This window comes from Phaeospirillum tilakii (assembly GCF_042683125.1).
Taxonomy (GTDB): Bacteria; Pseudomonadota; Alphaproteobacteria; order Rhodospirillales; family Magnetospirillaceae; genus Phaeospirillum; species Phaeospirillum tilakii.
Genome location: NZ_JBHUIY010000006.1, coordinates 99,658 through 113,914 on the forward strand (window position 1 = coordinate 99,658; position 14,257 = coordinate 113,914).

Here is a 14,257-nt window from a genome sequence, read left to right on the forward strand (position 1 = left end):
CCGTTCATCGGCGTGTTTCAATCCGCTCCCATGCGCGGAAAACGCCATGGTCGGCGCGCTGAGCAAGGCGCTCCCCGCCGTTTCAATCCGCTCCCACGCGCGGAAAACGCCATCACCCGCTGCGAGACGGTCCACCTTGCCCGCGTTTCAATCCGCTCCCACGCGCGAAAAACGCCAAGACCGCCTGAGTGATATCCCCCGGCCGGTTCTTCGTTTCAATCCGCTCCCACGCGCGGAAAACGCCAGAAATCGGCCGCGTCAGAATTTGACCAGACACTGTTTCAATCCGCTCCCACGCGCGGAAAACGCCGAGGGCAGTCAGAGCGTGGTCGGCTTGAAGGTGGAGTTTCAATCCGCTCCCACGCGCGGAAAACGCCGCCGGTGGAAGGACAGATGGTCGCTACCGAGATGGCGTTTCAATCCGCTCCCACGCGCGGAAAACGCCTTTGTTTCGGGTCATTTCAAGGTACGGCAAAGCGGAGGTTTCAATCCGCTCCCACGCGCGGAAAACGCCACAAACCGAGGTCGAAACTCTGCTGCGTCAGGCCGGGGTTTCAATCCGCTCCCACGCGCGGAAAACGCCACTCACGGTCCTTCGCGAATTTCGCGATGTCTTCATGTTTCAATCCGCTCCCACGCGCGGAAAACGCCACGCGACATGAACTTCAGATGCCCCATCACGGGCGTTTCAATCCGCTCCCACGCGCGGAAAACGCCGATCATGGGCGGCGAGGAAAAGAAGGGGACGTGGGTTTCAATCCGCTCCCACGCGCGGAAAACGCCACCAGGGGCGGCCCCACCCCCCGGCCCCCGCCCCGTGTTTCAATCCGCTCCCACGCGCGGAAAACGCCTTGCGGTGGCGAACCTCTCGGAGGACCTCAACAAGGTTTCAATCCGCTCCCACGCGCGGAAAACGCCTCAACCAACGAGTTTCATTGGGTCGCGCGTCGATGTTTCAATCCGCTCCCACGCGCGGAAAACGCGTCAGGTCGCATACCTGGACCATCGAGTCATTCGGCGTTTCAATCCGCTCCCACGCGCGGAAAACGCTGTCGGAACTGGCCTATATCGAGATGCAGTCCCGGCTGTTTCAATCCGCTCCCACGCGCGGAAAACGCTCCCTTTTTTCAAGGTTATTGTGAAACAAGGAGAATTCCTGGTCAATCCGCGAACCGACCCCGCAGAAAGTACCCAGAGCCGCAAATCGACGACCCCCAGAAATATTCCCATTGAAAAAATTTGGTTTTTTTCAGGTGCGAACCTCCCTGGGACCATACGCACGCTACCGGTTCGCACCAGCGGAACCGATGCCCTACCGCGAGGGTTTCGGTGCCAGCAGCCGATCCTCGGCGAAGCCATGGCAGACGGGAGTGTTCCCCTTGATCCGTTGCACCGCCCGACGAAGCGCCGAGAACTTTTCCGGGGCAGGCAGGTAATCAAGCCCGTCGGCCACCGCACCGGGGCGCGAGCAGGTCAGGAAATCCTCGATCGGCTGGCTATCCCGCCATTCATTACCACCCATCCGGGCTTCGAATGCTTTCAGAAAGGGGGAAAGGTCCGCGATCGGTTCGGCGGGCGCGCCGGGACGGTTGGCGCGCAGGGTCAGGGCGACGCGGTCCACCCGGATCTGCCCGGCGCCGAACGGCTTGGCCCGGCCGAGCATGTGGCGGTATTTCTCCTGCTCCCCTCCATGAGTCAGGGCCCACAGCACCGCGCCGATTTCTTCCCGGCCGACATTGTGCAGGCGGATGGTGCTGGTGAAGGAAAATTCTTTCCGCCCCTGGTCCGGCACCAGAAAACGCAGCCTAGTCTGGATATTGGGGTTGTCGCCCTGGGCGCGGTTCGGGGTGTTGTTTCGGATGTTTTCGATCTGGCGCCTCAGCATCGGTTCGATCGTCGTGCAGGAGGCCCCGCCGTCATAACGTGGCAGATAACGTTTCCGCCCCGCCAGCCGGGCCTCGCTATCGCTGTAATCCTTGAGAGGCCCGGCGAGGTAGAACGGAGCAAAGGACGGACGCGGCGCCATCATCACCGTGGTCATGAGGGGGCCAACCTTGACCGGCGTGGTTTTGCTGTCGATCGTGCCGAACGAGAACGCCACCTTGCCCTTGCGGGCGATTGAGCGGGGTTGCTCATCCCCGCCCTCGAACTGGTCACCTTCGAGCACGTAACCGAACAGGGTTTCGACCAGATCGAGGTTGGAAACTCCGTCCTTGGTACGAATCGGCCGGGTGGCGTGATCCTTGCTCCGCGCCCGGATCTCGCCGAGCGAATAGCGGTGCGGCACCTTGAACAGCCGGGTCAGGCCGAACGCGAAATTATCGCCCTGTTGCTCCAGGGAGCCGACATAGAACACCGGCACCCGTTTTCCGGCCTTGAGGGTGGCTTGAAGTTTTTTCCAGGTGCCATCCGGTTCGCTCTTGTTCTTGGCCGGCTTGGAATACATCCGCCGGAACTGGCGAAAGCTGTCTTCAGACAACTTCCATTCCTTTCCCACCGGACCATGAAATACATATTCGACTTTCTTCCCGTTTTTCCCGCCCTTTCCAGGAATCTTGTCGGAAAAAACCAGCACGCCTTCAATCGTACCATGCGGGTCGATCCGCACAGCATCCTTGTTATTATGCACCACCCTCGATGAAAACCGAAATAACTTGCCAAAATCATATATATCGCCGTCCAGCATCCCAAACTTCTGATACTTATCCTTCAGATCTAGTTGCACCCACTGCTCACGGTCGCCGAATTTTTCATTTTCTTCGATCAGGATCTGCGACCACTGACAGGGGGTGATGCGATAGATATCCCGTATCGGTTCGCCGTTTTCTTCCGGTTCTTTCCGGAGCGACAACCATCCCGCCTTCACCTCCGTGACCTTGCCGACCGGGTAACGGCTGTTCTCTCCGGCATAGTCGGGATGGAGGAAGTCGCGCAGGCCATAACGGCGATGGGCATTAAGGTGGGACAGCCGGCCGAAGGTGATGATTTCTAGCACCGCCCGCAGCATCCCGCGCAACGACGCCCCCGGCACCACCCAGTTTCCCTCGCCAAACGCCATCGGCACGACCACGCTGGATTCGTCCTTGCCCTCCTGCTGACCGATCAGCAACGGCGTCTCCGCCGTCCAGGTCACCTCGATCCGGCCGCAATAGCCATCGGAACGCGGCTTGTCGAGCGGGGCGCGTTCCGTCTCCGTGGCCAGTTCGACCCGGTCGTTGAGCGCGACGAACCGGAACGGCGCCGAGGGAGACGGCGCTTTATGACATTGGCGATCACCCGGCTTCTCGTTCTCTCTCCCTCTGTTCCCGGGCCGATCCGCCCATTGCGACGGCCGGGGCGAGGCCACATTGCGTTGCTCGTGTTCCAACGCCGCGATCACCGCGTTGACCTGATCCTCGTCATACCCCTGTTCGACCATCTTCTCGAACACGTCTTCCCAACTGAAGCCGGGATTGGCCTGTTTGATCTCCAGGGCCCGGGCTCTGATGTCCGCGTCGGTCATTGCCTGTCCTCCCGGGTCACGGTGAACCAGCCGAATCCCTTGTTGGTGCCGTGGCCCAGCATCAGCCCCTCTTCCACGGCATCGGCGATCAGCCGCTCGCACAGGGCGCGGTCGGCCTCCGTGCAGCGCGCGGACTCTTCCAGCCGCTCGGCCTCGGTGCAACGCCCGGTCTCGTCCAGCCGCAGCCAGACCTCATAGTCGCAGCCGACAAAGACGGTGGTGGTGAACAGCGCCCCGTCAAGCGGCGCCTGGGAAAAGGAATCGAGCGCCACCGAGGTGATGTCGAACTTCTGCCCCGGCGCGCGGGTTTCGATCCGCTCGACCGCCAGCAAGCCGCGCCAGCCATTGACCCCGAACAGCCGCTCCACCGGGGTCAAGGTCGTCTCGCCGGCCCGATAGATCCGGTCACGATCGTCCACCTTGTCGGGATTGGCGCCGGTGTCGATCGCCGCCAGCCACGCCGCCCGCGCCCGCAACACCCCGAGCAATTGGGTCGGCCGCAACACCGGCCGCCCGTCCCCATCGAGCAAAGGTTGCAGCTTCTCCGGCTCGTCGTCCTCGTCACGGTTTTTCTGGCGCTGACGCTTCGAGGAATCGAGCGTCAGATAAGGGCCGGAACAATGCAGCCTCAGCACAATCGGTTTGGTCCGCGCCGGGGGCGGGGCCAGCCCGTCCAGTCCCTCCACCGTTTCCGGCCGCAGCCACAGCCGGCCATACCCATCGCTTTGACCATGGCCGACCATCAGCCCGGCCGGATCGGTCAGTGCCCCCAACACCCTCCTCAGCAGATCCAGCCGCCCCGGATCGGGCCGCAGCAGGATCAGCCGCAGGCCGAACCGGCTGCCCGGCGCCACCTGCTCGACGTGAAACAGCTTGGCATCGTCGGCGGTGCCGGTGGCGCGATCGATCCGAGTGCGGGCGTCGATGAAGATCCCGGTCTCGCCATTGCCCTGGGGCAACTTTTCCGCCCCCGGCCCGGGCGCCAGCAACAGCGCGGCCCGCACCAGCAGCCAGCCGCCGGACCCGGGTTCCTCCTCGCTGCGTGGTGCGATGCGAGGTGAACCGAACAGCGCCGTCACCGCCGCCGCGTCGGCCAGCCCCTCGGCCACCCGGCGCAGCAGCCCCTTGAGGGTCGAGCCGGGCAGACAGGGCTTGCCCTCGAAATCGCGGATCACCTCCGCCATCGTGGCCGTCTCGCCGTCGGTGCGGGTGAAACTCCCCCGCTCGCCGCTGCCGACATGCAGCGGCGCCAGGGTTTCCAGCACGCCGGAAATCTCGAACCGAACCTCAGGCATTGGCGCCCCCCGGCAGCAAATCGGCATGATCGACCACGCCAAGATCGAACGCGCCGAAGCCGTTTTCCGGCACGAACGGGCAGGTCTGCCACGTCGCCTCGGCCAGCCAGTCCGGCAACGGCAACCCGCTGCGGCGCAGCGCGGCATAGGTGGCGGGATCGCCCCCTTCCAGCAGGAACACCGCCCCCGGCTCGGTCAGCAGGAACGGGTAATAAACGGTGCGGCGTGCCTTCTTCGCCTGCCATCCCCCCGCCAGACGCTGGGTGGCGAAGAAGGTCACCAGCCGCGCCCCCGGCACCGCCCGCGCCCAATAGGCGCCATAATCGGCCATCAGGTCGGGATCGGCATACAGTCGCTGCGGATCGCCATTGAGCAACGCCGGGGTCCGCAAGGTGACCGCCCAGCCCGCCCCGGAGCGCACCGGCTCGGGCGGCGGCTCGGCGGGGGCGGTCAACGTGATCTTAGCCCGGGCGTCGGTCTTGCCGATCCCGTCCAGCCCCTCTTCCAGCACCGCCAGCAGCAAAGCGAACGCCGCCGGATCGGCGCCGTTGCGCTCGATCTCGGCCTGCCAGCACCGCTTGCCGGGGATCAGGGCGGAATAGGAGAACAATTGACTTTCACTCGATTGACCGGTCTCCCGATCGATCGCGGTGCGGGTCCGGGTGAGAAAGTCGAACGCCACCTCCGCCGGCCACCCCAGGTGCTCGCGGACCGCATCCACCTCCGCCGCCTTCCAGTCGAGGGCGAAGCGCGGCGCCTGACCGTTCAGCAACGGCGGCGGCGCGTCGGGTGGCGCCAACAGCAAATCGGCCTCCGCCCCGCCCTGCTCGCCGATCACCAGCGACAGCGGCAACGGCCGGTGCGACAGCCGCCCGTCCTCCCCCACCGGGAAGGCGTGGCCGATCCGCATCCGGCTCAACGCCTGATCCAGCCCGTCCCAGCCCCCCCGCCGCACCCGCGCCGCCAGGGCTCCTTTCAGCACCCCGCCGGGGATCACCGCCTGACCCTGGAACACATTGTTGGCAACCCGACGGGCATCGACCAGCAACGGCCGGTCGAACTGCAAGGTCACCTCGACCCGGTCGCCCAGATCGGCGCGGGGAGCCGGCCGCGACGCCAACGGCCGCGAGGCGACCTGATCGGGCACCAAATCGAGCGCCCAATCGACCACCACCCCGAACCCCACCGTCTTGAACGCCCCGACCGCAACGATTCGCTCCAGCGCGGCGCGCAGATCGTCGAACACCGTCTCGTCGGCGGCGAACACCACCAGCGGCCCTTCGAACGTCACCACCTGCCCGATCGGCCGGGCCAGTTCGATCGAGAACAGCGCCCCAGCCTGGGCCGCCCCGGTCGCGTCATCGATCGCCACCCGGGTCAGAATTTGGGGTTCCCCCCCGTCGTCAAGCTGCGCCACCAGATCGCCCAGGATCAGCCCGCCCCGATCCGTCTCCTTCTGTCCGAACAACGGCACCGGGTCGCGCCCGATCTCGGCGAAGGCATGGCGCAGATTGCCCCGGATCAACTCGGCCGGCAGCACCACCCGGTCTTTGGCATCGCGGCATTGGGCGATGTCAATCCCCCAAGCGGCGACGGTCAGGCCGTGCGAGACGAACGGGCTTTCCACCCGGAGACGCAACCGTCTCTCGAACCGAATCTGGCTCATGCCACGTCCCCCGCCGCCGCCGTAACCGGATCAACGTAATCCCACAGCCCGGCGATCGCGGCCAGACGCAGCAGCCGGCCATCCGTTGCGTCGGCGACGGGCGGCGGCCCAAGGAGAGTGTCGGCGGTGATCTCTCGATATCCATTGTCGGCAATCACCTGCGCCAGTTCCTTCGCCCGCGCCGCCACCCCGTTCGAATCGAGGAACCCGCCCTGGTCCCGCGCCGCAAACAGCAGCCGGTACAATTGCGAGCGGGGGAAATGCTTTCGTGCCGTCTTTACCGCTTCAATCAGTTTCCCCCATTCCTCGTCACCAAGGGTGAACAGGGCGGAAAACGCGGCCTGATCGGTCACGGTGTGGTTCGGATCGAACCGCCGCCGGCGCTGACGGTCGAGGTAGCCGTCCGGAATGTCCAGGCTTTCCAGGATTTCGATCTGGAGGGCGCTGCGGCTGCGGTCACCCTTGGCATTGTCGGCCAATTGATGGGCCAGGGCGATCATCTGCCGCACCGGAGTCTTGTAGGAGCCGATCACCACCCCGCCGGCATGGGTCAGGCGGTGCCCGCCGATCTTCCACTCCCGGCTCTGCTTGAAAAAGGCTCCCACCAGCGGCACCGCCAGCCACGCCGGCACCGCCCACAACATCTCGTCGCCGCCCCACACCAGGGTTTCCAGCGGCAGGCGCGGCGTTTCCGGGTCATCCGGGTCCTCGGCATTGTCCCTGAAGAACCGGGATTCCACCAATCCCCCATTCGGCGCCAGCAGCGCCGCCATCAACCCCCGGCGCAGCTCCAGCAACGCCTCGGAAAATTGTCGGTCATTCTTCACGTCCTCGCGGATCTTTCCGAACCGGTTGCCGTCGAAATAGATCAACGCCAGCTTGTCGCGGATCGCCTCGTTGGCGGGGCGCGGCGGCGCGCTCACCAGCCCGAGAAAATCATCGGCCCACCGGGGCCGTAGCCCCGCCGCCAGACCGATCGTGCTGTGATAGAACGCGTCGCGGTGGCCGCGCCGATATTGCCGGCGGGCCTTGACGCTGGCCGAGACCAGCCCCTCTCGGTCCGCTTCCACCCCCGGCCGCACCCGGTCGATCACGCACGGGTCGGTCGCCGTCGCATTGGGCTCCGGCAGCCGCACGGTCAGGGTCTGCACCTGCCGGCGCCGGTTACGGGCCAACACCCGCTCTTTCGCCCGCTCCTCGTCCGCCCCGATCGGCTCGACATCAACCACGAAACTGAGATGGGAAAACACCACTCCGGACCCGACCAGAAAGCCCCGGGCAGCCTCGGCCACGTCCTCCGCCGCATCGTCTGACTCGGCCTCGAACCGGAACAGCCCCTGCGACGCCCCGACATAAATCGGCTCCAGCCGAGTTCCCTGCCTCGCGCCGTGCTGCCTGACCGCCTCGGGCGCGTTGAGCAACGCCAGACTGGCTCCCTGGGTCGCCCCCAGATCCTGGGTGTCATCCAGCGAGGCCGCCAGATTAACCCCCTCGACCCGCAACAGATACCGCCGCAAGCGCCCCTCCTCGACCGAAGGATGTCCTGCGTCTCACGATAACACGCTGAAGAAAGGTGACAAGTCGAAGTGATTACTGCGGATAGGAGGCGTGACTGCCGGAAACGTGGGCTCCGCCCACACCCGCCAAGGGCCGAGGGCCCTTGGAACCTGTCAATGGCCATCTCGGGATGGGCCGCGCCCCTCGGCATCAGCCCCCCAATCCGCTCCCGATAGCGGAGACGGCTTAGCCGAAACGCTCGAATTGGTGCGGGCGTACTATCGGATCGTCTCAATCCGCTCCCGATAGCGGAGACGGCTTAGCCGATCACCCCGGAATACCTGATCTGCTTCGAAGTCTCAATCCGCTCCCGATAGCGGAGACGGCTTAGCCGCGACCGACACGCTCAACGTCGAGGTGGTCCGCGTCTCAATCCGCTCCCGATAGCGGAGACGGATTAGCCTACACTCCCCACAAAGCGAGGATGAGAGATCCTGTCTCAATCCGCTCCCGATAGCGGAGACGGCTTAGCCGATCATCATCGCGCGGGATCTCTTCGAACAGCTGTCTCAATCCGCTCCCGATAGCGGAGACGGCTTAGCCTTCCGGTGGTGGTCGGGTGCATCCTCGATCATCACGTCTCAATCCGCTCCCGATAGCGGAGACGGCTTAGCCGCGTGATCTCTTCGAACAGCTCGACGAGGAGCAGGTCTCAATCCGCTCCCGATAGCGGAGACGACTTAGCCAAGCCAGTCACTGGGGGCAACTTGCGCCGAACGTCTCAATCCGCTCCCGATAGCGGAGACGGCTTAGCCTCAGCGTTTAAGGCTTGATCCTGTTTCAGGCTGTCTCAATCCGCTCCCGATAGCGGAGACGGCTTAGCCCCTCCTTCGGTATCGATCCATATCGGTCAATTGGTCTCAATCCGCTCCCGATAGCGGAGACGGCTTAGCCACGCCTATCACATGACGGCAATAAATGTGATGTGCAAGTCTCAATCCGCTCCCGATAGCGGAGACGGCTTAGCCTCCCCCCATCGTAAGCCCTTGTCAATCGGCCACAATTTCCGCCTCTTTCCACGGGGTGAAGGGCGACCGCGCGAGAATCAGCCTGTTCCAGCGACAAACAGAACCGTTTCATCAGATATTCCCATTATAAATCATGGTCATAACCAGCTTTCCACGGGGTAGGGCCCTCTACAGCAGGATGTAGGGCTCGTTTTCGAGCATCGGGCCACCGCCGACGACATGGCAGCGGGACCGGCCGACGGTGGCGACGGCATAGACCCGGAGCGAATCGCCGGGGTCGAGCAGCGCGGCCGCCGCCCGGGTCACGGCCTGGGTGCGGGCGGCGGTGAGGCGGGCCTCGAACACGCTCTTCTGCACCCGGACGGCGAAATCCTCCAGATAGGCCGACAGACGGCGGCGGGTCCGGTCGCTCTCGACGTCATAGACGAACACGGTCAACATCTCGGCATCGGCCATGGTCAGTAATCCATCCGATAGGGCGCATAGGGAGCCTCGTCGCGACAATGGGCGGCGTAGGCCAGCACCTGCTCCTCGATCAACCGCCGCCACACCACCTTGCCGCCGCGCGGGCTGGCGACCGGACGGTCGAGCCAGCGTTCATAGCCCTGGATCACCCGGCGGCGCCCCTCGCCGGTCAGCCGCACCGCCGCCGCCGGGGTCTCGACCGTCAGGAAATCCGCCGCCGACACCTCCCGATTGTTGAACAGGGTGACGGTCAGCCCCTCGGCCAGCGGGGCGCGGAATTCCTCGACCAGATCATAGACACAGCCGTCATGCCCGTCGCGCGAGCCGTGCAGCGCCCCAAAACCGGGATGCAGGCCATGGCGCGACACCAGCGCCGCGACCTCGCGGGTCAGCATCGCCGCCGTCAGCGACAGCACCGCGTTGACCGGATCGGTCGGCGGCCGCCGCACCCGGTGGGTCAGGCTCCAGCCCCGCTTCAGCCGCCGCCCCAGCGCCGGCCAGTACAGCGCCGCCGCCGCGCCCTCGGTGCCCATCAACGCGGCCAGATCCAGGGTGGGATCGGCGGTCTGACGATAGGCGCGGTTGAGCCCGGCCAAGGCCGTCTCGGTCTCCGCGTCATGCGCCCCGGCCGGCAGCAACCGGCGCAACAGCGCCCGCTGGTTGTGGATCCGCCCCGCCACCAGCCGCCGCGCCAGCTCCAGCCGCCGCACCGGATCGAGCACGATCCCGGCCTGGGCCAGATGCAGCCCGGCCCGACGCGACGAGGACGGGGTCAAGGTTCCCTCGGTGGCGCCGAAGCCATCGACGAACTGCACCACGATCCCGGCGGCCAGCGCCTGACGCAGCGCCACCGGCTCCGCGTCGGCCTCCGGCCCCAGATCGATCCGCTCGACCCGCTCCGCCGGCAGGGCGAGCAGTTCCCGGCCCTCCTCGCTGACGGTCAGACTCTGGTTGCGCAGCCCCAGACGCCGCCGCCCGCCATGGAGATAGAGAACCCGCTGGGTGGCGCGCCAGCCGGCCCGCTCCCCGGCCTCGGCCTCGTCGCGGGCCCGGGCGGCGCGCTCATCCCCGGCGGCGATCTCGCGCAACAGCCGGGTCGCCGCCTCCTCGGCCCCATCCTCCTCGGGATCGACCTTCATCGCCAGCGAACGGACGAACAGATGGCCGAGGAAACGGAACCCCTCGGCGAAATCAACGATCCGGGTCTTTTCCGGATTGAGCCGCAGGCCGCGTTCCTCCAGCAGCGCGGCCACCCGGGGCAGCATCGCCCGTGCCCGCGACTCCGACCGGCACAACAGCACGAAATCATCGGCGAAGCGGACCAGACGCACCTCCGCCGCCTCGACCGCGTCGTCGAATCCGTCGAGATAGAAATTCGACAGCAGCGGCGACAGCGGCGAGCCCTGGGCCAACCCCCGCCCGCCCTCCGCGCCGGCGATCAGCCCCTGTTCGATCAGATCCAGTACCGCCCGGTCTTCGATCACCCGGCCCAGCGCGCTCATCAGCGCGTCATGCGGCACCTTCTCGAAATAGCGTTCGATGTCGGCATCGATCACCCATTGATAGCCGGCATCGCGGAACCGTTCGATCCGCGCCACCGCCTGCCGCACCGACCGCCCGGGCCGATAGCCGAAGCCGTCCTCGGCCATCCCGGCATCGAAAACCGGGGTCAATTCCAGCGCGATCGCCGTCTGCACCACCCGGTCGCGCACGCAGGGAATCGATAACGGCCGGGTGCCGCCCGACCGCTTGGGGATCAGCACCACCCGATGCGGCCCGGGATGATACCGCCCCGCCCGCAGCTCCCGATGCAGCGCGAGCAGATGCGAGGGAGCCTCGGCGGCGAAGGCGGATACCGTCTCGCCATCACCACCGGCGGCGCCGGCATTGCCCTTGACCTTCTCCCACGCCGCCTCCAACGTCGTCAGCGACGAAATCGCCTCGAACATCGGCCTCCACCCCGTGGAATGAATGACAAACGATTATTATAAAATGATTTTTTCGCTCTTTTTCAACCGGCGCGACGGGAAATCGGATCCTCCGGCCCCGACCGTTGCCCCACCCCGTGGAACAGGCCCTGTTTTCCGCTTGATTGACAACGGCTTGCCAAGGGAGGAGCCTGGAGCCCATCCGCTGTTGGGAGCGGATTGAGACCTTTCACTATCACGCTGATGATCATATTGTTATCGAGCCTGGAGCCCATCCGCTGTTGGGAGCGGATTGAGACCTTATCCTTGATCAACTTAAGAATGGTGCCGTGCCTGGAGCCCATCCGCTGTTGGGAGCGGATTGAGACTCAGCCAACCAGGTTACTGCCAACCAGGCACGCCTGGAGCCCATCCGCTGTTGGGAGCGGATTGAGACTTCATTCGGTCAAGCCGGAAATGGTTCACGAATGCCTGGAGCCCATCCGCTGTTGGGAGCGGATTGAGACTTCGCGGCGTCGTCGGTCCACTTCCGCGCCAGGGCCTGGAGCCCATCCGCTGTTGGGAGCGGATTGAGACGACTGCGAGGGCGAGACCGCCAAAGACTACGAGCCTGGAGCCCATCCGCTGTTGGGAGCGGATTGAGACACGACCAGCTGCCGATCAGCGTTGAAGAATCTGGTCGCCTGGAGCCCATCCGCTGTTGGGAGCGGATTGAGACAGGATGACGATGCTGACAACGCCGATCGCACCGACGCCTGGAGCCCATCCGCTGTTGGGAGCGGATTGAGACATGTGGCCCACCTTGAGCCATTTCTTCATCCAGCTGAGCCTGGAGCCCATCCGCTGTTGGGAGCGGATTGAGACCGAATAGCCCTTGCCCTTGGGGCCAGTGGCGATGCCTGGAGCCCATCCGCTGTTGGGAGCGGATTGAGACCAGCTCGGAAGCCTCCGCCTCGGCCAGAATCCGGGCCTGGAGCCCATCCGCTGTTGGGAGCGGATTGAGACAGCAGGGCTTCGTTGATGGCCGCGTCGTCCTGCTTGCCTGGAGCCCATCCGCTGTTGGGAGCGGATTGAAACGGTTCGGCCCGGAGCGCCTCGCGATCGCACCCAGCGCCCAAAGCCACCGGATCGGCTCTTGCCTTCGTCGCCGCGCAACCGCACCCTGCACCAGGGAAACCACCGCAACAGGAGCCGGGAGCGATGGAAAAGGCCGCCCTCCCCTTGATCGAGGTCGAGCAGTTCCGCGAGATCCTGTTATGGCCGTTCCGCCTGGACATTCCCAAACGGGACCGCACCGAACAGATCAGCGACCGCATCAGCCGCGAGGCGGATCGTCTGAAGGCCTCGGGCTGGGAAGAGGTGACGAAGTCCCGCCTGGATGCCCTGTCTTCCCTCGGATCGCCGCAGGATGGCGCGGCCGATGCCTACGCCGAATTCGTCTACTTCCACCCCTTCATCCAGGATCTGCTGTTTTCCGACCCATCGCCGCTCCGGCTGTTCCGGCTCGGCGCCGGCATTGAGCGGATGGAGGTCAGCTTTGGGACCGGGGATCCCCTGATTTTCAGCGTCGAACGGTGCCACCTCTACCTGCTGCCGCCGATGGGGGTGGCGCTGCTGGCGCTGGAGGTCTCCTCCGAGACGCTGGGCACGCTCGACCGGGCGCTGACCGTACTGGACACCCTGCGCCGTGCCTATCCACCGTACTGGATCTCGGAGAAAGAGCCCGGCCTGTCGCCCGACACGGTGCGCTGGCTGGGGCGGGGGGACACGGAAATTCGCCCATCCGAGCCCCTCGACCGCGATCAAGCGATCAATTGGGTTCGCACCCATCACACCTCGCCACTGGCGTCGCATTGGCGGGCCCTGCTCCAGCCGCTTCAGTTCGATCCCCAACACTGGCGTCAGCTCGGCGACGAACGGATGCCGGTGATGGCCTGGCTGAAGGTGAAACACCCCGAGGCGATCTCCCGGGGCGACTGGGTCCGGCTGGCCCTGCTCGACAAACCCGACGGTCACGCCCTGCCCTACGGCACCGCTTATCTCACCGATTTCGAGGCGCGGCATTGCTACGACGCCTTTTGGGATCCAAAAGAGGGGAAAACGACCCGAACCCTGTTGTCTGGTCATAGTTTCGTGATGGTCGGTAACGATGACTTCTTCACCACGCACGCCCGCACCCATTTCCGGCGGCATTACTTCCAGATGGGACTGATCGCCCATCTTCAGATCGCCGCCCTGCTGGCCTTGTCGCACCGGCTGAGCCATGCCAGCGATTTGTCCGACCCGGCCGCCGAGGACATCCTCAAGGCGGCGCTGGATTTCACCCATCGGCTGTGGTTCCCCGATTTGTCCAACCACAGCCAAAGCCGCGAGTTGTTCCAGCACTGGCGAAGCTTCCTCGGCACCGAGACCCTGTATGCCCAGGTGATGCGCGAGGCCCAGGACCATTTGGCCTTCCGCAATGCCCGCTCCGACCGCGCCGCCGCCGACGCCGCCAACACCCTCAGTCTGGTTGCCACGGTCGGGCTCACGCTGTCGCTGGTGGTCGGCCTGCTGGGGATCAACGTGCTGATTCCGGGACAGACCGGATCATCCGTCCCCAATGCCGCCGAGCCGGTGACTCGCCAAGCCGTCTGGGCCTTCGTCGAGACGACGATCGCCGGCGTGCTGGGCTGTACCGGCCTGGGGCTGGGGCTGATCGCCACCCGGCGACGATGGCGCGAAGCCGGATGGGTCGCGGCTGTGCTGGGATTGGTCGCGATGGTCGCGGCATATCTGGCGCAGCGTCAACTATGATAGTATCCCTCTGAATAATAAGGGGGTTTGGGGCATCGCCCCAAGCGGGTTCGGGCGGCAGCCCGACAACAGCGCCACCT

The 14,257-nt window shown here is 65.2% G+C and carries 7 protein-coding genes and 3 CRISPR repeat arrays (1 of these 10 cut by a window edge); of the genes, 1 reads left to right on the forward strand and 6 read right to left on the reverse strand.

What is annotated here, in order from left to right; all coding sequences use genetic code 11:
* Positions 1–1,119: a CRISPR direct-repeat array (repeat unit 32 nt; unit sequence GTTTCAATCCGCTCCCACGCGCGGAAAACGCC) (it extends 56 nt beyond the left edge of the window).
* A gap of 193 nt (positions 1,120–1,312) precedes the next feature.
* The 6 genes from ACFSNB_RS04995 to cas1 form a co-directional block, all read right to left on the reverse strand.
* Complete coding sequence (locus ACFSNB_RS04995) at positions 1,313–3,502, reverse strand: TIGR03986 family type III CRISPR-associated RAMP protein (RefSeq protein ID WP_377314934.1); 2,190 nt, start codon at positions 3,500–3,502, stop codon at positions 1,313–1,315.
* Positions 3,499–4,797 (reverse strand): RAMP superfamily CRISPR-associated protein, encoded by a 1,299-nt coding sequence (locus ACFSNB_RS05000; RefSeq protein ID WP_377314935.1) that lies wholly within the window; start codon positions 4,795–4,797, stop codon positions 3,499–3,501. The genes ACFSNB_RS04995 and ACFSNB_RS05000 overlap by 4 nt, the downstream gene beginning before the upstream one ends.
* Entirely contained in the window at positions 4,790–6,463 is a 1,674-nt protein-coding gene (locus ACFSNB_RS05005; RefSeq protein ID WP_377314936.1) for an RAMP superfamily CRISPR-associated protein, read from the reverse strand. The genes ACFSNB_RS05000 and ACFSNB_RS05005 overlap by 8 nt, the downstream gene beginning before the upstream one ends.
* Positions 6,460–7,980, reverse strand: a complete 1,521-nt coding sequence (locus ACFSNB_RS05010) for a hypothetical protein (protein ID WP_377314937.1) — start codon at positions 7,978–7,980, stop codon at positions 6,460–6,462. Before ACFSNB_RS05010 ends, ACFSNB_RS05005 begins: the two co-directional genes overlap by 4 nt.
* Positions 7,981–8,175: 195 nt before the next feature.
* Positions 8,176–8,988: direct repeats of the CRISPR family, unit length 37 nt; unit sequence GTCTCAATCCGCTCCCGATAGCGGAGACGGCTTAGCC.
* Positions 8,989–9,156: 168 nt separating this feature from the next.
* Positions 9,157–9,444, reverse strand: a complete 288-nt coding sequence (gene cas2, locus ACFSNB_RS05015) for a CRISPR-associated endonuclease Cas2 (RefSeq protein WP_377314938.1) — start codon at positions 9,442–9,444, stop codon at positions 9,157–9,159.
* 2 nt (positions 9,445–9,446) lie between these two features.
* Positions 9,447–11,402 (reverse strand): CRISPR-associated endonuclease Cas1, encoded by a 1,956-nt coding sequence (cas1, locus tag ACFSNB_RS05020; RefSeq protein ID WP_377314939.1) that lies wholly within the window; start codon positions 11,400–11,402, stop codon positions 9,447–9,449.
* Positions 11,403–11,570: 168 nt separating this feature from the next.
* A CRISPR array of direct repeats spans positions 11,571–12,458; the repeat unit is 37 nt; unit sequence GCCTGGAGCCCATCCGCTGTTGGGAGCGGATTGAGAC.
* 123 nt (positions 12,459–12,581) lie between these two features.
* Between cas1 and ACFSNB_RS05025 the strand changes: the two genes are divergently transcribed.
* Positions 12,582–14,177 carry a hypothetical protein gene (locus tag ACFSNB_RS05025; protein WP_377314940.1) on the forward strand — a complete coding sequence of 532 codons (1,596 nt, stop codon included), beginning with the start codon at positions 12,582–12,584 and terminating at the stop codon, positions 14,175–14,177.
* The last annotated feature ends 80 nt before the right edge of the window (positions 14,178–14,257 follow it).